This is a genomic window from Rhodococcus sp. Leaf278 (assembly GCF_001426085.1).
Lineage (GTDB): Bacteria > Actinomycetota > Actinomycetes > Mycobacteriales > Mycobacteriaceae > Rhodococcoides.
This window is the reverse complement of sequence record NZ_LMRR01000005.1, coordinates 51949-74217: the sequence shown is the minus strand read 5'-3', so window position 1 is coordinate 74217 and position 22269 is coordinate 51949. Positions and strand designations below refer to the sequence as shown.

At 64.6% G+C, this 22269-nt stretch carries 20 protein-coding genes and 1 riboswitch; of the genes, 14 read left to right on the top strand and 6 right to left on the bottom strand.

Features of this window, described 5'->3' with window-relative positions; genetic code table 11:
• Nucleotides 1-8: 8 nt before the first annotated feature.
• Nucleotides 9-533, bottom strand: a complete 525-nt coding sequence (locus ASG84_RS07190; RefSeq protein ID WP_057476325.1) for a winged helix-turn-helix transcriptional regulator — start codon at nt 531-533, stop codon at nt 9-11.
• Nucleotides 534-607: 74 nt separating this feature from the next.
• On the opposite strand from ASG84_RS07190, the gene ASG84_RS07185 reads away from it, so the two are divergent.
• Complete coding sequence (locus ASG84_RS07185) at nt 608-1990, top strand: MFS transporter (RefSeq protein ID WP_057476324.1); 1383 nt, start codon at nt 608-610, stop codon at nt 1988-1990.
• Here ASG84_RS07185 and ASG84_RS07180 read toward each other — a convergent pair.
• Entirely contained in the window at nt 1973-2629 is a 657-nt protein-coding gene (locus ASG84_RS07180; RefSeq protein ID WP_057476323.1) for a response regulator, read from the bottom strand. The genes ASG84_RS07185 and ASG84_RS07180 overlap by 18 nt on opposite strands.
• On the bottom strand, nt 2626-4290 hold the full coding sequence (locus tag ASG84_RS07175; RefSeq protein WP_057476322.1) for a sensor histidine kinase: 1665 nt from the start codon (nt 4288-4290) through the stop codon (nt 2626-2628). Before ASG84_RS07175 ends, ASG84_RS07180 begins: the two co-directional genes overlap by 4 nt.
• 169 nt (nt 4291-4459) lie before the next feature.
• On the opposite strand from ASG84_RS07175, the gene ASG84_RS07170 reads away from it, so the two are divergent.
• The 3 genes from ASG84_RS07170 to ASG84_RS07160 are packed head-to-tail and all read left to right on the top strand — an operon-like array spanning nt 4460 to nt 7426.
• Nucleotides 4460-5842: a CitMHS family transporter gene (locus tag ASG84_RS07170; RefSeq protein ID WP_057476321.1), complete on the top strand. Its 1383-nt coding sequence runs from the start codon at nt 4460-4462 to the stop codon at nt 5840-5842.
• Between the two features lie 34 nt (nt 5843-5876).
• The gene (locus ASG84_RS07165; RefSeq protein WP_057476320.1) at nt 5877-6287 is read left to right on the top strand and encodes a universal stress protein; all 411 of its coding nucleotides are present in this window, start codon (nt 5877-5879) and stop codon (nt 6285-6287) included.
• On the top strand, nt 6284-7426 hold the full coding sequence (locus ASG84_RS07160) for an AbrB family transcriptional regulator (protein WP_057476319.1): 1143 nt from the start codon (nt 6284-6286) through the stop codon (nt 7424-7426). The genes ASG84_RS07165 and ASG84_RS07160 overlap by 4 nt, the downstream gene beginning before the upstream one ends.
• On the opposite strand, the gene ASG84_RS07155 is transcribed toward ASG84_RS07160, so the two are convergent.
• Nucleotides 7406-8821 (bottom strand): HAMP domain-containing sensor histidine kinase, encoded by a 1416-nt coding sequence (locus tag ASG84_RS07155; RefSeq protein ID WP_057476318.1) that lies wholly within the window; start codon nt 8819-8821, stop codon nt 7406-7408. The genes ASG84_RS07160 and ASG84_RS07155 overlap by 21 nt on opposite strands.
• On the bottom strand, nt 8818-9525 hold the full coding sequence (locus tag ASG84_RS07150; RefSeq protein ID WP_057476317.1) for a response regulator transcription factor: 708 nt from the start codon (nt 9523-9525) through the stop codon (nt 8818-8820). Before ASG84_RS07150 ends, ASG84_RS07155 begins: the two co-directional genes overlap by 4 nt.
• A gap of 83 nt (nt 9526-9608) precedes the next feature.
• Here ASG84_RS07150 and ASG84_RS07145 point away from each other — a divergent pair, with 83 nt between their 5' ends.
• From ASG84_RS07145 to ASG84_RS07110, 8 genes are all read left to right on the top strand, one after another.
• Nucleotides 9609-10613, top strand: coding sequence for a permease (locus ASG84_RS07145; RefSeq protein WP_057476316.1), 1005 nt, complete (start codon nt 9609-9611; stop codon nt 10611-10613).
• The gene (locus tag ASG84_RS07140; RefSeq protein ID WP_057476315.1) at nt 10610-11350 is read left to right on the top strand and encodes a TIGR03943 family putative permease subunit; all 741 of its coding nucleotides are present in this window, start codon (nt 10610-10612) and stop codon (nt 11348-11350) included. The genes ASG84_RS07145 and ASG84_RS07140 overlap by 4 nt, the downstream gene beginning before the upstream one ends.
• Nucleotides 11351-11395: 45 nt before the next feature.
• A riboswitch (guanidine-III (ykkC-III) riboswitch) is annotated at nt 11396-11456 on the top strand.
• A gap of 14 nt (nt 11457-11470) precedes the next feature.
• Complete coding sequence (locus ASG84_RS07135) at nt 11471-11785, top strand: DMT family transporter (RefSeq protein WP_057476314.1); 315 nt, start codon at nt 11471-11473, stop codon at nt 11783-11785.
• A gap of 32 nt (nt 11786-11817) precedes the next feature.
• Nucleotides 11818-12621, top strand: coding sequence for a hypothetical protein (locus ASG84_RS07130; protein ID WP_057476313.1), 804 nt, complete (start codon nt 11818-11820; stop codon nt 12619-12621).
• Between the two features lie 193 nt (nt 12622-12814).
• Complete coding sequence (gene chvE / locus ASG84_RS07125) at nt 12815-13951, top strand: multiple monosaccharide ABC transporter substrate-binding protein (RefSeq protein WP_057476312.1); 1137 nt, start codon at nt 12815-12817, stop codon at nt 13949-13951.
• 8 nt (nt 13952-13959) lie between these two features.
• Nucleotides 13960-15498, top strand: a complete 1539-nt coding sequence (gene mmsA / locus ASG84_RS07120; RefSeq protein ID WP_057476399.1) for a multiple monosaccharide ABC transporter ATP-binding protein — start codon at nt 13960-13962, stop codon at nt 15496-15498.
• Nucleotides 15495-16823, top strand: coding sequence for a multiple monosaccharide ABC transporter permease (mmsB, locus tag ASG84_RS07115; RefSeq protein WP_057476311.1), 1329 nt, complete (start codon nt 15495-15497; stop codon nt 16821-16823). Before mmsA ends, mmsB begins: the two co-directional genes overlap by 4 nt.
• Nucleotides 16824-16898: 75 nt before the next feature.
• Entirely contained in the window at nt 16899-17909 is a 1011-nt protein-coding gene (locus ASG84_RS07110) for a LacI family DNA-binding transcriptional regulator (RefSeq protein WP_057476310.1), read from the top strand.
• 49 nt (nt 17910-17958) lie between these two features.
• Here the strand turns inward: ASG84_RS07110 and ASG84_RS07105 are convergent, their stop codons facing one another.
• Nucleotides 17959-19476: a PucR family transcriptional regulator gene (locus ASG84_RS07105; protein WP_327213063.1), complete on the bottom strand. Its 1518-nt coding sequence runs from the start codon at nt 19474-19476 to the stop codon at nt 17959-17961.
• A 153-nt stretch (nt 19477-19629) separates the two neighbouring features.
• Here ASG84_RS07105 and pruA point away from each other — a divergent pair, with 153 nt between their 5' ends.
• Nucleotides 19630-21279 (top strand): L-glutamate gamma-semialdehyde dehydrogenase, encoded by a 1650-nt coding sequence (pruA, locus tag ASG84_RS07100; protein WP_057476308.1) that lies wholly within the window; start codon nt 19630-19632, stop codon nt 21277-21279.
• On the top strand, nt 21276-22220 hold the full coding sequence (locus tag ASG84_RS07095; RefSeq protein WP_057476307.1) for a proline dehydrogenase family protein: 945 nt from the start codon (nt 21276-21278) through the stop codon (nt 22218-22220). Before pruA ends, ASG84_RS07095 begins: the two co-directional genes overlap by 4 nt.
• Nucleotides 22221-22269: the final 49 nt, after the last annotated feature.

Below are 22269 nucleotides of genomic sequence, written 5' to 3'. Positions count from 1 at the left end.
CACCTCGCTCAGCGCAGAGGCTCGAGCAAGCGTCGACGCGTCCGTAGCTGCATCGACACCTCGTCGGATCGGGTGTCCGGGTCGTAGCCGGGGCCGACGTCGGTGTCGATGTCGTGTGGCCCGGGCGCAACTCCGCATTCGGGACACATTCCCAGAGGTCCGAGGTCGGTTCCGCAGGGCGCATGAAGAAATTTTCGACGCTTCCCGGCCGGTTTCGCGGCCTGTTCCTCGCCCCAGTAGTTCAGGGCGAAGACAGCCGGCCACAGTCCTTCAAGGGCGGGCGTCGGGACGTAGTCGTCGTGTCCGCCGTCGAGGGCTCGGGCTTGCCGCTCGAGTAGTCCCGCGTCGACCAGCGCACCGAGGCGTTGGGCCAGAACTGCCTTGGAAATGTCGAGGTGAACCTGGAAATCGCCGAAGCGTCGGACTCCGAAGAAGCAGTCGCGCACGATGAGCATGGTCCACCGCTCGCCGACCAGTTCCAGAGCCCGGGCCAGGGAACAGTCCTGGCGGGCGTAGTCGATTCCGAGAGCCATGTGGCAATCGTACAGTCTGTTGACCGAACCAAGTTGGGCGTTTACAGTTCGATCACCAGACCAAAAGGACAACGATGACCGACAGCGCACTCACGCCGATCAGCACCACGAACAGCACCCGAGCACTCGCCATCGCGGCCCTCGGCACCCTGCTCACTCTCATGGCGTTCACCGCTCCGCTCGCCACGATCAACAGCACCGCGGCCGATCTGATGTCCGACGCAGCGGGGCGCACCTGGATTCTCAGCTCCATGAGCATCGGTCTGGCCGCCGCACTGCTCACCACCGGGACCATCGCCGACGACTTCGGCCGTCGCCGCACCTTCGCACTCGGGGCCGCGGTATTGGCCGTGGGCACGCTGATCAGTGCCGTGTCTCCGAACACGCTGATTTTCGTACTGGCCCGCATCCTTCAAGGCCTCGGCGGTGCCGCGGTCATCGCATCGAGTCTGGGCATCATCGCCCACACTCACCCCGCCGGTCCCGTGCGCGCCAAGGCAAGCGGAGTCTGGGGCGCGAGCGTCGGTGCCGGCATTGCTCTCGGCCCATTGCTGGCCGCCGTACTCGATCGGTGGGCAAGCTGGCGCGAGGCCTATGTGATTCTTGCCGTCGCCACGCTCGCACTGGCCGTCGCCGCGCACGTACTCGTCGAGGAATCCAAGTCCGACGCCCCGCGCGGGCTCGACCCGGTGGGCGCGCTGCTGTTGGCCACGGGCATTGCCGCGTTGCTGGCCGCGTTGGTCGAGGGCAGGCAGGGCTGGACTGCGGTCACTCCCATCGTTCTCTTCGTCCTCGCCGCACTGTTGCTGGCCGCCTTCACGATCATCGAATTGCGCAGTGCAACAGCCATGCTGGATCTGACGCTTTTCCGGCACCCGCCCTTCCTCGCCGCGACCGTCGCGGCACTGGCCACCGGCGGCGGGATCATCGCGTTGATGTCGTACATGCCCGGATTCGTCGGCACCGCACTGGGAATCGATGCTCTCGGGGCCGCCGTGCTGCTCTTCGGATGGTCCGGCACGTCGGTCGTCACCGCTCTGTTGGCCCGCAGGATCCCGGCATCGGTGAGTGGTCGGACGCAACTCGCCGTCGGCCTGGTGGGGGTCGCACTAGGAATGGTGATGGTCTCGGGGTTGTCCGAGGACGCATCGTGGCCGCGGTTGCTTCCCGGATTGCTCGTAGCGGGAATTTCCAGCGGAGTACTCAACGCCGCTCTCGGTCGCGAAGCGGTAGCAAGTGTTCCCGCCGGCCGCGGCGGAATGGGCAGCGGAGCCAACAACACCGCGCGCTACGTCGGATCCGCAATCGGAGTCACCGTCGTTGCGGTGGTGGCCGTGCCGTCGAGCAATCACAGCGCATCGGCATTGACGACGGGCTGGAACACAGCAGCCTTGGTGACTGCCGCGATATCGGTTCTCGGGGCCGCGGTGGTGGCGTTCTCACGCACCCGGCGCTGACGAGTACTCCTGCTCCGGCCTCCCGGTCGACCCGTAGCGCAGCTGCATGCGCAACCGTCCCTTGGAGACCAGGGTGGCCAGGTAGCGTTGCGCGGTCGCCCGCGAAATCCCGATTGCAGCAGCGACTTCGCCGGCCGACATCGGCTCGGACGTACCGCGCACCGCGTCGAGCACCAGATCGCGGGTGACGGACTGCGAGATCGGCAATGGTGCCGCAGCTCGCGGGCGCAGGGCGTCGAGGCCTCCGTCGATGTCCGCCTGAGTCAGCTCTTCCGAACGATTCAGCGCACCCCGATAATTCAGATATCCGGTGAGCCTGTCGACCAGCGCCGAACGTGGGAACGGCTTGATCAGATACGTCCAGGCACCCGCGGTCATCGCCGAGCGGACCGTCTGCTGATCCGCCGCGGCCGACAGCACCACCGCGTCGCACGGGAGCTCACGGACCAGATCGATACCGGACCCGTCGGGTAGGTAGACATCGACCAGAGCGAGGTCGAATGTCTGCGTCGCCAGCACTTCTCGCGCCTGGGCAATACTGGTCGCCACCGCGGCCACCTCGTAGTTGTCGAGTGAATTCACCAGTGCCGCATGCAGATCCGCGACCCTGAAATCGTCGTCGACGACGAGAACTCTCATTGCGTCACTTCCTGAATCAGTAGTGCGTCGGCAATCGTGGCGATGAACACCGCGCCCCCGCGGTCGTTGTCTGCCGTGATCTGCCCACCGACATCGGCCAACGTCACATCGCCGCCGCGGGTACGCGCGATCTGTCGACTCAGCGCCAGTCCTACACCTCGACCACCGGGCGTGTCCGCGGTCGACTTGGTCGAGACACCCTCGACGAACACCTGCTCGGGTGTCAGCGAGACGCCGTCACCCGAATCGACGACCACGATGTGCAGAGTCGAATCTTCCTGCACCAGTTCCACTTCCACCTCGGCAGGTCGACGTGCCCCGAGCCGGGCCGCGTCGATCGCATTGTCGATCAGGTTGCCCAGCACGGTGGTGACATCCACCGGTCCGACCAGTTCTCCGCCGACCCAGGTGTTCTCCCCCAGCACCAGGCGCACCCCACTCTCGCGGGCGTGCGCAGCCTTGGCGGTGAGGAAGGAACGCAGATAGTCGTCGGACACGGCATCGATTCCCTCGACTGCTTCCGATCTCGGTCCCACACCCAGAATCTCGTCGATGTACTCCGACGCGCGGTTCGGGTGGCCTTCGTGCAGCAGTCCACTGACCAGATGCATGCGGTTCGCGAACTCGTGCCGTTGCGCGCGCAGCACGGCAGACATCGATTGCACGGCATCGAGCTGACGCGTCAGCGCCTCCACATCGGTTCGGTCGCGCACCGTCAGCACCGTGCCGAGATCTCGATTGTCGCGCAGCACTTTTCGAGCGGCCGCGATCACCACGACCTCGTTCACGGCCGCCAGTACCGGTTCTGCCGTCGGTGACGCGATGACCTCGAGCAATCTGGGTGTCAGGCCGATGTCCTCGACACGCATCCCGGGCTTGCCGTCGATCGACAGCAACGTGCGCGCCTCGTCGTTGACAACCGTGACCACGCCGTCGGGGTCGATGGCCACCACGCCTTCACCGATGCCGTGCAGCACCGCCTCCTGCTCGCGGACGAGTTCGGCCAGTTCTTCGGGTTCGAGCCCGAGGGTCAGCCGCTTCCATCTACGCGCCAACAGGATCGAGCCGAGGACACCCAACAGCAGCACTGCTCCCGTCACCAGTGCGCCGTTGATCAGATCTTTCACCAGTTCGGTCCGCACGGCCGTCGTGGAGATGCCGACACTCACCTCACCGATCACGACGTCGTCCGAACCGAGTGCCAGCACGGGAACTTTGGCGCGAACGGAGTCACCCAGTGTGCCGCGCTCCTGCTCGACCACCTCGTTGCCCGCCAAGGCACCGGACGGATCGGTACTCACTCGTTGCCCCAGGACGGTCGGATCGGGGTGGGCCAGGCGCAGGCCCCGATCGTCGGTGATCACGACGAACAAGGCATCGGTGCGTTCCCGCGCACTCTCGCCCGCCCGTTGCAGCGCGCCGGCGGCCAACACTCCGGCCGGCGCAGCATCGGTGCCTGCCGTATCCGCGGCCGAGAACTGCCCTACGAGCGAACGGACTTCCGGATCCGAGGCCACCGTCCGAGCAACGGCCAACGCACGTTCGCCGTATTCCTCGCTCGCCTGTTCACCGCTACTGATCGCGAACACACCGAAGGCCACAGCCAGCGCCACCGCAACCAACGCGGCCTGCAGCAGCAGCACTTGAGTCCTCAATCGCACCAGCCAAGGCTAGGCCGGGAGCTGCTCGAGCACAATGCGCAAAAGGCTCTTTACGTTGCTTGCGCGGGTAGTGCGCACAACGGCGAACATGTGATGCCGGTTACGTAACTTCAGTCACAACACGTAGTCCAACCGGACCCACCTCACACATTTCGAGAAGGAGTGCACGATGTTGGTGATACTCGGCTTCCTCATGGTAGCCGCCTTCATGTTCTTGATCTTGACCAAGAGAGCCACGCCCGTCGTTGCGCTCACCCTCGTTCCCGTCATCTTCGGTCTGCTGGCCGGAGCGGGACTCGGCATCGGTGACATGATCACCGACGGCATCAAGTCCCTGGCCCCCACCGCGGCCCTGCTGTTCTTCGCGATCATCTTCTTCGGAATCATGATCGACGTCGGACTGTTCGACCCACTGGTGCGCGGCATTCTGCGCCTGGTACGCAACGACCCGATGAAACTGGTTGTCGGAACTGCCATCCTGGCCATGGTCGTCTCGCTCGACGGTGACGGCTCGACGACCTTCATCATCGTCACGTCCGCGCTCCTACCGCTGTACCTCAAACTCGGTGTCAGCCCGGTGATTCTGACTGTCGTCGCCGGCCTCGCCAACGGCACGATGAACATCATCCCGTGGGGTGGCCCGACGGTTCGCGCCGCATCCGCTCTCGGCATCTCACCGTCCGACGTCTTCGTTCCGATGGTTCCGTCGATGATCGTCGGCCTGATCATCGTGCTGCTCTTCGCCGTTCACCTCGGCATCATGGAACGTCGACGCATCGGCAAGCTCGTCTACGAGCCAGAACTGGTCGCCTCGGGCGGCGGCGGAAGCATCCGCAAGGGCGGTAAGGGCGGAAACGGAGCCGGCACCGGCGGATCGAGCGACGGCGAGTCGGGTCAGTTCTTCGACGGCCTCGATCCCAATCGCGACACCCTGCGTCCGAAGTTGCTGTGGTTCAACGCTGCTCTGACGGTCGTCCTCCTCGTCATCCTCGTCATGGACATCCTGCCGATTCCGGTGCTGTTCATGATCGCTGCCTCCATCGCTCTGACGGTCAACTTCCCGAAGGTCAAGGAGCAGGGCGACGCGATCGCACGGCACTCGTCCTCCATCGTCTCCGTGGTCGCCATGGTGCTCGCCGCAGCAATCCTCACCGGCGTCTTCCAGGGCACCGGCATGGTCGAGGCCATGGCCGAGTGGCTGCTCAACGTCATTCCGTCCGGCATGGGCCCGTACCTGGCCGTCATCACCGGCATCCTGAGCATTCCGCTGACGTTCTTCATGACCAACGACGCCTTCTACTTCGGCATCCTCCCGGTGTTGACCGAGACCGCGAGCAAGTACGGCATCGACCCGGTCGAGATGGCCCGCGCCTCGATCACCGGCCAGCCCGTCCACCTGCAGAGCCCGCTGGTTCCGGCCATCCTGCTGCTGGTCACCCTCGCCGGAGTGTCGCTGGCCGATCACCACAAGAAGGTGTTGTGGCGAGCGGTGGTCGTCTCCCTCGCCATGCTGGCCGTCGGCATCGTTCTCGGCCAGATCCCCTTCGGCTGATCCCCCACCTCACCTTCCTGAAGGAGACACCGTCATGACTGTTGGCGTACTGCACAACAATTCACCCGAGGGCCGCGCAGCACTTGCGGCCGCAGTTCGAGAAGCACGCATTCGCGAGACGGACCTCGTAGTCCTGCACGCACTGTCGGGATCGGCCGAGCCGTCCGCCGAGGCAGCCGAAACTGCTGCGGTCTCCACCGCAGTGGACACGGCCCTCACCGACATCGATCACGCCGACTCCGTCTCCTGGACCGTGGCAGTGGGCAGGCCCGATCCCGACGCCGTCAACACCCTGCTGACACTGGTGGAAGAGCAGAAGTCCGAGATCCTGGTGGTCGGCTCACGCCACCGCTCGGCAGTCGGAAAGTTCCTGATGGGGCAGACCATTCAGCGTCTGCTGCTCGAGATCCCCGTCCCGGTTCTGCTCGTCAAGTCCGGAGCGTGAGCGCTCGACACCGCGTGACCCGAGTACTGGGGCGCAGCCTCCGATGGATCGGCCTCGCGGCCGTATCCGTCGGGGGCTGGGCCCTTTTCGAAGCCCTGGGTCTGACGGCACCGTCGCTGTTCGCTGCGCTCGTCGTCGCGGTGGTTTTCGCTCTGACCGGCCTCGGCCCTGCGGCGGTGCCCCGGCCCGCGTCCATGGCAGCTCAGGGCACGCTGGCGGTGACCATCGGTCTGATGCTCGACACCGACACGCTCGGGGCGTTGGGCGAGAACTGGATTCCCGCCGTTCTCGTCGGCGCGGGGACGCTCGTCGTCAGCGCCGGTTGCGGCGCACTGCTGGCCCTGCATCGCGACGTCGACCCGGTGACCGGGGCACTGTCGCTGATTGCCGGTGGCGCAACGGGTCTGGTGTCCATTGCCCGCGAACTCGGCGGGGACGAGCGCATCGTCGCGGTGGTCCAGTACCTCCGCGTCGCCCTGGTGGTCGTCACGATGCCCCTGATCGTCACCTTCGCTTTCCACACCGACACCGGCGGCGGGGCGGGCACCGAGGAGCAGTCGACCACTCCGTGGTACATCGGCACGATGTTTCTGATCGGTGCCGTCGTCACCGGAATACTGCTCGCACGGCTGATCCGACTACCCGCACCCGCCACCCTCGGCCCGCTGATCGTCGCCGGCGCATGCGAATTGCTCGGATGGCCCGTCGGCATCTCGGTGCCCGGCGTGCTGCTGCCGGTGGCCTTCATCGTCATCGGATGGCAAGCAGGCCTTGCCTTCACCGTCGCGAGCTTGCGCGCCATCGGACGGATCTTTCCGTGGGCTGCGCTACTGGTCCTCTCGATCGGGGTGGTGTGCGCACTGTTCGGCTGGGTGCTGTCGGCGGTCACGGGAGTCAGCATGCTGACCGGCTACCTCGCAACCACACCCGGAGGTCTGGCGGCGGTGCTGGCCGTGTCAGCGACGACAGGGTCGGACGTCACGTTCGTTGCGTGCGTGCAGGTGATCCGTCTGGTGTCGATGCTCGTCGCGGCGCCGCTCGCTGCCGCCGCGTACACCAAGCTCGCCGAACGCAAGAGAGCTCGAGCGAACGACGCTACCTCCCGCGAGGAAGAAGAATCAGCCTGTCGGCCTGGGTAATTCGACGCGAAACGTTGCACCCGTTCCGGGACTGCTCCGCACCTCGACGGTACCGTTGTGCGCTGCCACCAACGCTGCGACGATCGACAGTCCGAGTCCGCTGCCGCCGCTCTCTCGTGTCCTCGACGAGTCGGCTCGATAGAACCGTTCGAAGACGTGCGCGGCCTCGGCCTCGGCCAGACCGGGCCCGGTGTCCTGAACTTCGAGCACCACCGAAGACTGAGTAGTCCCGACACACACGGTGATGGACGCAGAGTCGGGAGTGTGCCGAACCGCATTCCCGACGAGGTTCGCGAGCACCTGACGCAGCCGAGCATCGTCACCGATCACCTCGGGAATTCCTGGGCCCGACAGCACTTTCAGGGAGATGTCGCGCGTCGGCGAGACCGCTTGGGCGTCGTGCACAGCATCGGCGGCGATGGTCAATACGTCGACGCGTCGCATGTCGAGGGGCCGCTGAGCGTCGAGACGCGCGAGCATGAGCAGATCTTCGACGAGCAGGCCCATTCGCGCCGACTCGCCCTCGATTCGCGTCATCAGCAACGAGATGTCGCTCATCGCACCCTGCCGGTACAGCTCGGCGAAGCCGCGAATCGTGGTCAGTGGAGTGCGCAACTCGTGGCTGGCATCGGCGACGAATCGGCGCATCCGGTCCTCGGACGCACGGGCCGCCTCCTCCGAGGCCGCAGTTGCCGCGAATGCGCGTTGAATCTGCGAGAGCATTCCGTTCAGGGCAGCCGACAGTCGGCCCACCTCGGTTTTCTCGCTCCATTCGGGGACCCGACGGTGCAGGTCTCCAGCCGCGATCGCCGCAGCCGTCGTCTCCACCTCACGCAGCGGGCGAAGACTGCGACGCACCACGAAGTAGGCGATCACGCCCAGGGCCAGCAACACGGCCGCGCCGATCCAGAGCTGAAGTGCCACCAGTCTGCTGACGGTTTGTTGATTGGGGCCCAAGGACATTCCCACGGTCGTGGAGCCCTCACTGTTGGTCACCGTGATCACCCGCCACTCCTTCGACGGATCGCCCTCGGAACCGACCGTCGTGGGAAGGGCCGAGGTGACGCCGGCGAGATCCGGAACATCCGATGCCACATCGTTGATGGGACCCCGAACGGTGCCGTCGTTCGCGACCGAACGCACGTAGAAGTTCGACGGCGGTCGACTCGGGCTGGGCTCGTCGACGGGCGGAAACGGCCGGTCGTCGCGCGGCCTTGCCCACCCGTCGGACGCCTCGACCAATTGCTGATCCAGGCGACGCATCAACGACGTCTCCAGCGACGACGTCACCGCGACACCCGACGCCAGCAAACCCAGCCCGACCAGCAGCAGTAGCGCTGCGACCAATGTGAATCGCAGCGGTAGGTTCCGAAGTCGAGCTCGAACGCCCGTCACCGTGGCTGGCGCATGACGTAGCCGACTCCCCGCAGCGTGTGGATCAACCGGGTGTCTCCGGTATCGACCTTGCGACGCAGATACGACACGTAGGACTCCACCACTCCCACCTCACCACCGAAGTCGTAGTGCCACACGTGATCGAGGATCCGCGGCTTGCTCAACACCGTTCCCGCGTTGACCATGAAGTACCGCAACAGTGTGAACTCGGTCGGAGAGAGCGCGACCGGCTCGCCTGCTTTCCACACCTCGTGGGTGTCGTCGTCGAGTTCGATGTCTGCGAACGCAACTCGTGACGACTGCGCGTCCTCGCTCTTACCCGACCGGCGCAGGATCACCCTGAGCCGCGCCACTACTTCCTCGAGCGAGAACGGCTTGGTGACGTAGTCGTCCGCACCGAGGGTCAGCCCGGTCACCTTGTCCTCCACCGAATCCCGTGCCGTCAAGAACAGCGCAGGCGCGTCGATGCCGTCGGCCCGCAGCCGGCGCAACAGACCGAACCCATCCATGCCGGGCATCATCACGTCGAGAACAAGAGCCTCGGGCCGAAAGTTACGTGCCTTGTCTAGAGCCTCGGGACCGGACGACGCCGTCGCCACCTCGAATCCCTGAAACTTCAGACTGACCGACAGGAGCTCGACGATGGTCGGTTCGTCGTCGACGATCAGTACTCGCGCTTCGGGTGTTTCGCTCACGGTGTCCATCTTCGCGCGTGTTGCTGCTCGTTCGCTGGACTCTCGCTGTGAGGTTGCTGTGAGCCCCTGCAGAGGGGGCATGATGGACCGCGATGCTCCCTGCGAACACCGATCGCCGTACGAGGAGCAGGCCGACGGTGTCATCCATGCACATATTCGCAACTCTGCTCGTGTTGGGGATCGTGTTCGGTTCCGACCTGTCCGCCTGGGTCGCCACATCCCCCGCCCTACGAACCGGGGCGACCGTCTTCACCGGGATCTTCGTGCAGGCGACGCCGTTCCTGTTGCTCGGCGTGCTCGTCAGTGGAGGCATCGCAGCGTTCGTCTCACCCGCGGTGCTTCGGAAAGTGGTGCCGAAGAACGAAACCGCTGCTGTCGGCGTGAGCGGGCTCGCGGGAATGGCGTTGCCCGGTTGCGAGTGCGGTGCCGTTCCCGTCTCGCGCCGGCTGATGGATCAGGGTGTCCCCACGTCCGCGGCCCTGGCGTTCCTGCTGTCGGCACCGGCGATCAATCCCGTCGTCCTGGTCTCGACCGCCGTCGCCTTTCCCGGCGAACCGGGGATGGTGCTGGCCCGGTTCCTCGGCTCTCTCGCCACCGCCTTGGTGATGGGCTGGCTGTGGACGAGGTTCGGCAAGGCGGAGTGGATCACCGCGCGACTGGCCGACCGTGGACACGATCACGGAACCTCGACATGGGCGACGTTCCGCGAATCCGCGCGTGCGGATCTGCTGCAGGCCGGGGCGTTCCTCGTGTTCGGAGCGGCTGCCGCCGCCCTGCTGCACCTGGTGATTCCGGACTGGGTGTTCGCGCATCTCGCGGGGCAAGTGTTGCTGTCGATCCTGGTGATGGCGGTCCTGGCGGTGATACTCGCGCTGTGCTCGGAGGCCGACGCGTTCGTCGCCGCGAGCATGTCGATGCTGCCGCTGCTACCGCGTCTGGTCTTCCTCGTCGTCGGACCTGCTGTCGACGTGAAGCTGATGGCGATGCAGGCAGGCAGTTTCGGGCGGGGTTTCGTTGCGCGCTTCGCGCCACTGACCTTCGTCGTCGCTATCGTGTGCGCCTCGGTGTGCGGCTACCTCGTCGTGGGCGCGCGATGAAGCGGGAAGTGCAGAACCTTCTGCTTCTGCTCCTCGGCGGAGCCATGGTGAAGATCTCGGTGGACGGCAGCTTTGTGCGATACGTCAAACCCTCACTGCATCCGTTCCTGCTGACCGCCGGGGTGTTGATCGTGGTCCTCGCCGTCGCCTCGATCGTCGCCGACATCCGGCGCGGCGGGCCGGACGACGGTGACGGTCACGATCACGACGCGCGCCCGTACTGGCTGTTGCTGGTGCCGGTCGCGGTCATCCTGTTCATCGCACCTCCCGCGTTGGGAGTCTCGGCGGTCGGCGATCGTTCGGTCACCTCCGCAGCCGATCAGCAGAAGACTGCATTTCCGCCCCTGCCGAGCGAGCCTGCACCCGAAGTGCCGCTGCTCGATGTCGTGCAACGCGCGGTCAGGGACTCCGAACGCAGTCTCGACGGCCGGGAGATTCGCGTCACCGGATTCACTGTCGCCACCGCGAACGGCGGCTCGCCGCGCACCGACGGTACGACGAGAGGCCTCGACCTCGCCCGCATTCTGATCATCTGCTGCGCGGCGGACGCGAGGTCGATTCGAATCCATCTCGACGCAGGTAGTGACGCTCTCGACGACATTCCGGACGGCACCTGGGTACAGATTCAGGGGGTCGTCGACGCGGCCACGGCGACCGAGGACACCGCATTCACGCCCACGATGACGGTGTCGACGGTAGAGCGAATCGAGGCACCGGCGAACACGTACGCGTACTGACAATCCGAAACCCGTGGCCACCGCCGGCCGAAATTGGTACGATCGTACAAGTCACTTCCGACAATCGGACGAGGGGCACCGTACCCGCTGGACAAGACGGTGTCAGAGGAGTGATTTCTGATGGCTTGGCTGATTCTTGTCGTCTCCGGCGTTCTCGAAGCGATCTGGGCAACCGCGCTCGGTAAGTCCGAGGGCTTCACCAAACTCGGACCGTCCGTCGTTTTCGGAATCGCGGTGGTACTCAGCATGGTCGGTCTCGCGATCGCGATGCGGTCGTTGCCCACCGGTACCGCCTACGCCGTCTGGGTCGGAATCGGTGCCACCCTCACCGTCGCATACGCCATGATCACCGGGGCCGAGGCGGCGTCGCTGCTCAAGGTCGCGCTTCTGGTCGGCATCGTCGGATGTGTGGTGGGACTGAAAGTTCTTCACTGATTTTCCGAGCTACAAGCAGTTACAGTAAAACCATGAACTGGGTGTCAGCGATCACACTTCCCGCGCGCGCCGGAATTGCCATTGCCGAACAGGCGATCGGCGTCGCCGAGGTAGCGCTGGCAACCACCCGAATGGCACTGGCCACCGGCGCGTCCGGCACCGCGGGAGTGGCCTCGCTGGCCAATCCACGCGGCGGCACGATGCAACTGCTCACCCAACTCGGTCAGCTCACCTCCGACGACCGCGCCCTGGGCAACGCCCTCAAGGAGGGCGGGCCACTGGATCGCCTGCTCGCCCAGGGCGGCGTCGTCGATCGCCTCACGTCCGAGGACGGAACCCTCGAGCGCCTGCTGTCTCCGGGCGGTCCGGTCGAACGGATCCTCGCTCCCGGCGGGCCGCTCGATCGGCTACTGGCCGAGGACGGTCCACTCGAACGATTGCTGGCCGAAGGCGGTCTGCTCGATCGCATCACGGCCACCAACGGACCACTCGAACGACTGACGGCCACAGACGGTCCGCTCGAGGTGCTGACTCGTCAGGACGGATTGATCGAGAGGGCCATCGCCGAGAACGGGATCCTCGAGACGATGTTGGCCGAGGACGGTGCCGTCGAGCGGCTGACGGCCAAGGGCGGGCCACTGGACCAGTTGGTGAAGCTCTCCGAGACGCTGACGTCCGTGGCTCCCAACATCGAGCGCATGAGCATCTCGATCGACATCCTGCAGGATTCCGTGGAAATCCTGTCGGCAGCGGTGCACCCGCTCGGCGAGCTCGTCGGCCGGTTGCCGGGTCGTTGGCTCAAGAGCGGCAAGCAGTCGGTGCACGAACTGCACTGACCTGTCCGACTCGCCCTTCCGGACCCGTGAAGCGTCTCTGATGTTAGCGCTCACACTGCTCACGCAGGTGCGAAAAGAAATCTTTGACAATGCCGTTGTTATCGCTCACACTTTCGTTTTGATGTGATGCGAACCACACGGGACACCCCAACGGCCCCGCTTCACGGTCTACTCCACAACGCAGGGAGAAACGATGAAGTTTCGACACCTATCCATGGCCGCGGCCGCGGTGGCACTCACCCTCACGCTCGGCGCGTGCGGCTCGAGCACCAAGACCGCAGACGAGGCTCCGGCCGAAGGCGGCAGCACCGCCGGCGCCCTGATCGGCGTCACGATGCCGACGAAGTCCTCGGCTCGATGGATTGCCGACGGCGACAACCTCAAGAGTGCACTCGAGGGTCAGGGCTACAAGGTCGATCTGCAGTACGCCGAGAACGACATTCCCACCCAGGTGAACCAGATCGAGAACCAGATCACCCAGGGCGCAAAGCTTCTCATCGTGGCCTCGGTGGACGGCACTGCCATCACCACCCAGCTGCAGGAAGCCAAGGACAACGGCATCGGCGTCATCGCCTACGACCGCCTCATTCGTAACTCGCCCAACGTCGACTACTACGCGACGTTCGACAACTACAAGGTCGGCGTCGATCAGGCCACGTCGCTTCTCGTCGGTCTCGGTCTGAAGAACGAGGACGGCACCGACAAGGCCGACGCGCCCGCAGGCCCGCTGAACATCGAGGTCTTCGCCGGTTCGCCCGACGACAACAACGCCACCTTCTTCTTCGACGGTGCCATGGAAACCCTGAAGCCTTACCTGGACAAGGGAACTCTGAAGATCGGTAGCGGCGAGTCCGATTTCGAGACGGCGGCAACACTGCGCTGGGATCCGGCCACCGCCCAGAAGCGCATGGAGGATCTACTCACCAAGACGTATTCCTCGGGCCAGAAGGTGCAGGGCGTGCTCTCGCCGTACGACGGCCTGTCCATCGGCATCCTCTCCGCACTCAAGAGCAACGGATACGGCACGGCGGGTCAGCCCTACCCGATCGTCACCGGGCAGGACGCCGAGGTTCCCTCGGTCAAGTCCATCATCGCCGGTGAGCAGTACGCCACGATCTACAAGGACACCCGTCAGCTGGCCGAGGTCACCATCCAGATGGCTCAGGCGATGCTCAACGGTCAGACCCCCGAGACCAACAACACCACCGATTACGACAACGGCGACAAGGTCGTTCCCGCGTACCTGCTGCAGCCCGAAATCGTCTACAAGGACAACTACGAGAAGCTGCTCGTCGAGGGTGGCTACTACACCGAGGATCAGTTGAAGTGAGTTCGGCGATGACGAGCCCGATTCTGGAGATGCGCGGCATCACCAAAACATTTCCCGGCGTCAAGGCGCTGCAGGATGTCACTCTCTCGGTGAATCGCGGCGAGATCCACGCGATCTGCGGCGAGAACGGAGCAGGAAAGTCGACGCTCATGAAGGTGTTGTCGGGTGTGTACGCCCACGACACATTCGACGGCGACATCGTGTTCGACGGTCGAGAGTGCCAGTTCTCCGACATCCGGAGCAGCGAGGCCGAGGGCATCGTCATCATCCATCAGGAACTCGCACTGAGTCCGCATCTCTCGATCGCCGAGAACATCTTTCTCGGCAACGAGCGGTCGAAGCGCGGTTTCATCGACTGGAACCGAACCAATTCCGAGGCCGCAGCCCTGCTGAAAAGAGTAGGGCTGCGGGAAAACCCCGTCAGCGTCGTCAGCGACCTCGGTGTCGGTAAGCAGCAGCTCGTCGAGATCGCCAAGGCATTGTCCAAGGACGTGACCTTGCTGATTCTCGACGAGCCCACTGCGGCCCTGAACGATTCCGATTCTGCGCACCTTCTCGATCTACTGCGCGGCCTCCGGGACGAGGGCATCACGTGCGTGATCATCTCGCACAAGCTCAACGAGATCGCGGCCGTGGCCGACCGAACCACGATCATCCGTGACGGCCGGACCATCAAGACGCTGGATATGCGAGACCCCGACGTCACCGAGGATCGCATCATCTCGCTGATGGTCGGCCGCGATCTCGAGCACCGCTTCCCTCCCCACGAATCGACTGTGGGAGAGGAGGTTCTGCGCATCGAGGACTGGACCGTACACAGTCCAACGCAGCAGGGCCGAACCGTCGTCGACAAGGCCAACCTCACGTTGCGGCGCGGTGAGATCGTCGGCCTTGCCGGGTTGATGGGTGCCGGACGCACCGAGCTGGCCATGAGCGTCTTCGGCCGAAGCTACGGTATCGACATCTCGGGGCGGCTGTACAAGTACGGCAAGGAAATACACGTCAAATCCGTCAACGATGCCATCCATCATGGGATCGCCTACGCCACCGAGGACCGGAAACGGTACGGCCTCAATCTGATCGACGACATCAAACGCAACATCTCCACCGCGGCACTGGACAAACTGGTGACGGGAGGCTTCGTCGACGACAACCAGGAGTTCAAGGTCGCCGAGGGCTTCCGCAAGAGCATGAACATCAAGGCACCGAACGTCTCCGCCGTGGTCGGCAAACTCTCCGGTGGCAATCAGCAGAAAGTCGTGCTGAGCAAATGGATCTTCAGTGATCCAGACGTGCTCATTCTCGACGAGCCGACGCGAGGAATCGACGTCGGCGCAAAATTCGAAATCTATTCGATCATCAACGATCTCGCCGATGCCGGCAAGGCGGTGCTGGTGATCTCCTCCGAGCTCCCCGAACTGCTCGGACTGTGCGATCGGATCTACGCACTGTCCGCAGGCCACATCACCGGTGAGGTCACTCGCGAGGACGCGACCCAGGAATCGCTCATGCATCTCATGACCCGTGGAACAGGAGTACTTCGATGAATCAGTTGTCGACCGTGCGGGGGTTGCTCACACGCAACCTTCGCCAGAGCGGAATCTTCATCGCCTTCGCGCTGATCATCGTGCTGTTCACCGTGCTGACGGGCGGTCAGCTTCTGGTGCCGCAGAACATCAGCAACATGGTGGTGCAGAACTCGTACATTCTCATCCTGGCCATCGGCATGGTCGTCATCATCATCGCCGGCCATATCGACCTGTCCGTCGGATCGGTCGTGGCGGCCACCGGTGCCATTGCCGGTGTCCTCATGGTTCAACAGAACGTGCCGTGGCCACTGGCGGTGCTGATCACGTTGATCGTCGGTGGCTTGATCGGTGCCTGGCAGGGCTATTGGGTCGCATACTTCGGTATTCCTGCGTTCATCGTCACCCTCGCAGGCATGCTCGTGTTCCGCGCAGTCACTCTCATCGTTCTCGGCAACCAGGGCATCGGGCCGTTCCCCGGACCGGTGCGCACCTTGTCGAACGGCTTTCTGCCCGGCTTCATGGGCAATGTGGGACTCGGACCACTGGGTGGGGCGGACATCTTCACGTTGCTCGTCGCGATCCTCGCAGTCGTTGGAATCGTGTTCAGCCAGTGGCGTTCTCGAACAGGCCGCCAGAAGTACGGCCAGACCGTGGACGCGATGCCGCTGTTCCTGATCAAGATGACATTCGCCGCCGCTCTCGTACTCGCCATCGCGGTGCAATTGGCTCGCTTCAAGAACCTCCCGTACGTACTCATCCTCCTGGCCGTGCTGGTCATGGGTTACTCCACCCTCGCAGGCAAGACGGTCTTCGGTCGGCACGTCTACGCCATCGGCGGAAACATCCATGCCGCATCACTGTCCGGCATCAAGGTCAAGCCGGTGACCTTCTGGATCTTCGTCAACATGGGCGTGCTGTCGGCCCTGGCCGGAATCATCTTCGCCGGTCGACTCAATCAGGCAGGCCCCACCGCAGGCAACGGCTTCGAGCTCGACGCCATCGCGGCGGCATTCATCGGCGGCGCAGCAGTGCAGGGCGGCGTGGGCCGCATCGTCGGCGCACTCACCGGCGGACTGATCATCGCCGTGATCAACAGTGGAATGTCGCTCATCGGCTCACCCAGCGAGAGAGTGCAATTGGTCAAGGGCCTGGTTCTGCTGGCCGCTGTGGCGTTCGACATCTGGACCAAGCGTCGCGCAGCGAGCGGTAAGGGCAGTAAGGGCGACTTGGCCAAGTCACCCACCAGCTACCTCGGCGTCCCCGTGCCGGCCGAGATGTTCTCCCCCGGCCAACCGGGGGAGACAGCACCGCCGACGTCGGCGTCGATGACGAAGACGACGTGATCGGCACGGTCTCGAGCGGTGCGGGACCGGACATGCTGTGATTGTCCTCCACGACGTCAGAGGAGCTGCGACAAGATGACACCGACCCGCGGACCGGCCATGACCGACGTCGCCCGGCTCGCGGGTGTGTCCCATCAGACCGTCTCTCGCGTCATCAACGGTCACCCCAACGTGACCGAGACGACGAAAACGCGAGTGCAGCAAGCAATCTCGGAGCTCGGCTATCGCCCCAACACCGCCGCTCGCGCGTTGGTCACCGGCCGCAGCAGCACCATCGGAATCGTCGGAACCGGCAACGCCCTCTACGGTCCGGTGTCGACGCTCTACAGCGTCGAATCTGCAGCGAGGCAGGCGGGCTACTCCGTTGTGGTCGGCGTTCCGACGTCGTTCGACGAGTCGGCGATCATCACGTGCGTCCGTAGGTTGCAGAAACAGGGAGTGGACGGCGTCGTCGTCATCGCACCACTGCGAACCGACGGCGGCGACATCGCGGAGCTGGCCCGCGAACTTCCGCTGGTGGCCGTCGAGGGTTCTCCCGCAGGCGAACTGGCAGTGGTCTCGGTCGATCAGATCGCCGGAGCGCGGGCCGCCACCGCACATCTGCTCGACCTCGGGCACGGTGCGGTGTGGCACGTCGCCGGACCGCTCGGGTGGTACGAGGCCGCCGATCGCGTGACCGGATGGCGGCTGGCCCACGAGGATGCGGGCATCGAACCGCCGCCCACGCTCAGCGGCGATTGGACCGCGAAATCGGGATTCGCGGCCGGAACCGAGCTGGCCCGAACCCCGGGCGTCACAGCAGTGTTCGCCGGAAACGACTCCATGGCCCTCGGGGTACTTCGTGCGCTCGAAGTTCAGGGCAAACGTGTACCGCAGGACGTCAGCGTCATCGGATTCGATGATGTTCCCGACGCGGAGTTCTTCTCACCTCCGCTGACGACGATCCGCCAGGAATTCAGCGAGGTGGGCGTCCGCAGTGTCGAAATTTTGCTGGACCAGATCGATACCGGGAACCGAAGCACCAGGCGTTCGAGCATCGAGCCGAGCTTGGTGATCAGAGCGAGCAGCGGTGCTGCACGTGCATGAAACTTCGTAGCCTGCTACGAATTTCTATGCACGTGGGCCGCAGGCCCTCTTACATGCGCAGCTGGATTTCCACCAACAGTCGCGCATCGGAATCGGTCAGATCGAGGTCCAGGATCTGCTCGACGCGGCGAATGCGGTAGCGCAGGGTATTCGGGTGGACGTGCAGACGATCGGCCGCGGAGCGAACGTCACCGAAGCACGCCAGGTACGTTTCGAGGCTCTCGCGCATCCGGGAATCGTTGGATGCGTCGTATCGGTCGAGCTCGGCTATACGCGGGTCCCGCAGTTGCTCGTGATTGCCGATCAATTCGAGAATTTCTCCCAGCAGCACCGAGGTTCTCGATTCCTCCAGCGTGGTGACACGAACCTCGCCGGTGGTGCCGTCGAGAACCCGGTCCACCTCGAATCGGGCCACGGCGACAGCTTCGAGGTCGGCGATCGGTGCCGCTACCGCCGCACGCAATGCCAGTGAGGTTCGCCTCTCGATTCGCCCCACTGCGTCGGCAGTCCATCCCGAAATCCCCGTGCCCGACGCCACCCCGGGAAACAGCGCGTAGATTCTCTCGCCGATGGTGGTGACCAATGAATCGCGTCGAAAAGCACTGGCGTGCAATCTGATCGCCGGTGCCAGTGCGCCTATGTCGAATTCTCCACAGGCCGCGAACCCCACGACGGCCGAGGATCCGGTCGCCGGGATCGACAGCGCGGACGCCAGCGACGGGACGTCCACTCCGCCCCCTCGTGCCCCGAGCAGGCGTTGGATCTGCAAGGTCTCGTTGGTCGGGGCATTCGCGATGCGAGTGATCAAACGTGCCGCGACGGCCGAGGCACCCCGGAGCACACCGTCGGCTTCGTCGGCGAGCGGACTGGCACCCTCCTGCACCCAGATCGTTCCGAGAGTGGTCGGACTGCCGGAGATTCGCCGTATCCCCACGGCGAGGCGTCGTCGAATTCCCAGTTGATGATCGGCGGGAACGTCGATGACGTCGTCGGTGCGCCGGAGGCGATCGAACACGCCGCGCTCGTGCAACCGTCGCAGGTAATCGGCCGGGCCTTCACGCCCCAGGATCGACAGCGTTCTCAACTCGTCGGCCGCATCGTCCGATGCCGAATACGCCAACACGTGTGACCGCTCGTCCTCGATACTCACCATCCCCTTCGTCAGCGACGCCACCGTCTGCGCGAGTTCGTACAGATCGGTGTCGGCTCCGAAGGTCCCATCGTCCGGACTGTGCGTGCGCACCTGGTCGAGAACTCCCCGGGTCATCGACAACAGCAACTCCCACCGCGTCTGCCGATGTACGGCAACCAAGGCGATACCGGTCTCGCGCGCACCATGGGTCAGGGCAGTCGAGTCGGCCACCTTGGTCAACACCGCACGCGGCCGGTCTGTTGCGGCACGCAGAGCCAGATCGTCGAACCACCGAACCACGTCCGCCTCGGTGACTCCCACCAGCAGCGTCAGATCGGCGGACGCCCCCGGCGGCAGACGCAGGTCGTCGGCGTCGAGCAGCGCAACGGACTCGACGGTCATGTCGATGCCCGCGGGCGCCACCACTAGTTCCACGACAGCACTGTGCAGGGATGTCAGCAGCGATCGCAGTGAAACGGTGTTGGCCATACGGACAAGTACACCACGGATTCTTTGGCCGACGAGCTGATTGATCGGTCCCCGAATCGGACTTCAATAGCCATCACACAGCGACGAGAAGGAGCAGCTATGGACGCCGTCACATCAGTTCCCACCCCCATCAACGAGCCGGTCAACACCTACGCGCCGGGGAGCGCCGAACGTGTCCGACTGCGGACACGCCTGACCGAGCTCCGGACCTCGCCCGTCGAGATCAAGCAGGTCATCGGCGGGGTTCACCGCGTCGCCGACGGCGCTGTCGAGAATGTGGTGGAGCCGCACCGGCACTCGTCGATCATCGGCAGTTTCGCCAATGCCGGCCATCAGGACGTGCGCGACGCGATCGACGCCGCGACTGTTGCCGCCCCGATGTGGCGGGATCTCCCGTTCGACGAGCGCGCCGCCGTCTTCCTTCGAGCAGCCGATCTACTGTCCGGCCCCTGGCGCGAAAGGATCGCTGCCGCAACGATGCTCGGCCAGTCCAAGTCGGCGTATCAGGCCGAGATCGACGCGCCGTGCGAGCTGATCGACTTCTGGCGGTTCAACGTCGCGTTCGCTCGACAGATTCTCGCCGATCAGCCGGTCTCGGCCCCGGGAGTGTGGAATCGCGTCGAGTACCGCCCACTCGAGGGGTTCGTCTACGCGATCACCCCGTTCAACTTCACCGCCATTGCCGGCAACCTGCCCACCGCGCCTGCACTGATGGGCAACACCGTACTGTGGAAGCCCTCCCCCACCCAGGCCGTCGCCGCGTATCTGACGCTGCAGCTTCTCGAAGCCGCCGGTCTGCCACCGGGTGTGATCAACCTGGTCCTCGGCGACGGACCGATGGTGTCCGAGGTGGCTCTGGCCGATCCACGATTGGCGGGCATCCACTTCACCGGGTCCACCGCAACCTTCCAGACGCTGTGGCGCGAGGTGGGCAACAACATCTCGAACTACCACTCGTACCCCCGGCTGGTCGGCGAGACCGGCGGCAAGGACTTCATCGTCGCGCACAGCTCCGCCGATCCGGATGTGTTGACCACGGCCATGATTCGCGGTGCCTTCGATTTCCAGGGTCAGAAGTGCTCGGCCGCGTCGCGGGCCTTCGTTCCGAAATCGCTGTGGGCTTCGATGGGTGAGACGTTCATCGAGCAGGTGTCGGCGCTGAAGTACGGCGACGTGACCGATCTGTCGAACTACGGCGGAGCCGTCATCGACCGAAAGGCGTTCGACCGCAATGCGGCTGCACTCGATCGAGCCAAATCCGTGCCCAGCCTGACCATTGCCGCTGGCGGAACGTGTGACGATTCCGAGGGTTACTTCGTCTCCCCCACCGTTCTCCTCGGCGACGACCCCACCGACGAGGCGTTCACCACCGAGTACTTCGGCCCCATCCTGGCCGTGCACGTCTACGACGACAGCAAGCCCGGTGCCTACGCCGAGACACTGCGCACCGTGGACACCGGATCGAAGTACGCATTGACCGGTGCCGTCATCGCCACCGACCGCACTGCCGTCGAACAGGCCCATGCGGCACTGCGATTCGCAGCCGGCAACTTCTACGTCAACGACAAGCCGACCGGCGCAGTGGTGGGTCAGCAACCGTTCGGCGGAGCCCGCGCGTCGGGAACCAACGACAAGGCCGGCTCACCGCAGAACCTGCTGCGCTGGACCTCGGCCCGCACCGTGAAGGAAACGTTCGTCCCGCCGACCACCCACGGCTACCCACATCAGGAAGGCGAGGGCACGCGATGACCACCCTGCTGAACAATCCCCTCCGGCCGGCGCTGTTGGCGGCCGCACGATCGCCCAAACTGCAGGCGACCGTGACGCGAATGCGCGCCACTCGCGCTCTCGTCGACCGCTTCGTAGCGGGCGAATCGGAGCCCGCGGCCGTCACCGCTGTCGACGCCCTGCTGGCCTCGGGTCGGTTCGTGTCCGTGGACTATCTCGGCGAGGACACCACCGACCGAGCTCAGGCGAGCGCCACAGTCGCGTCGTATCTGTCTCTGATAGAACGCTTTTCGTCCCGGCGTGGCACCACCAACGCACTGGAGGTCTCGCTCAAACTCTCGGCCCTCGGCCAAGGAATCGATCGAGATCTTGCACTCGAGAACGCGCGGAGGATCTGCGCGGCAGCCGAAGCGGCAGGCGTGTGGGTGACGGTCGATGCCGAAGACCATACGACCACCGATTCGACACTGTCGATCGTGCGTGAGCTCCGCGTGGACTTTCCCGATCTGGGCACGGTGCTGCAGGCGTACCTGAGGAGAACCGAAGCGGACTGCGTGGAGTTGTCGGGACCGAGATCTCGGATCCGACTGTGCAAGGGGGCGTACAACGAACCGTCCTCGGTGGCGTTTCAGGGAACACGGGAGGTGTCCGACTCGTACCTCCGGTGCCTGAAGATCCTGATGGACGGTCGCGGCTACCCGATGGTGGCCTCGCACGATCCGGAGATGATCGAGGCCGCCGAGACATTCGCGTCGGCCGCCGGCAGGTCGTCCGAGGACTTCGAGTTCCAGATGCTCTACGGCATCCGAGATCAGGAACAGCGGCGGCTTGTCGTCGCCAATCGGCACGTTCGCGTGTACGTGCCGTACGGAGAGCAGTGGTACGGCTACTTCATGCGGAGGCTGGCCGAGCGGCCCGCCAACCTGATGTTCTTCGCGCGATCCCTGGTCTCGCGCAGCTGACCCGGTCATCGCTGGCCTGATGGAAAGGCATCGATCTGCCCTGTCGTAA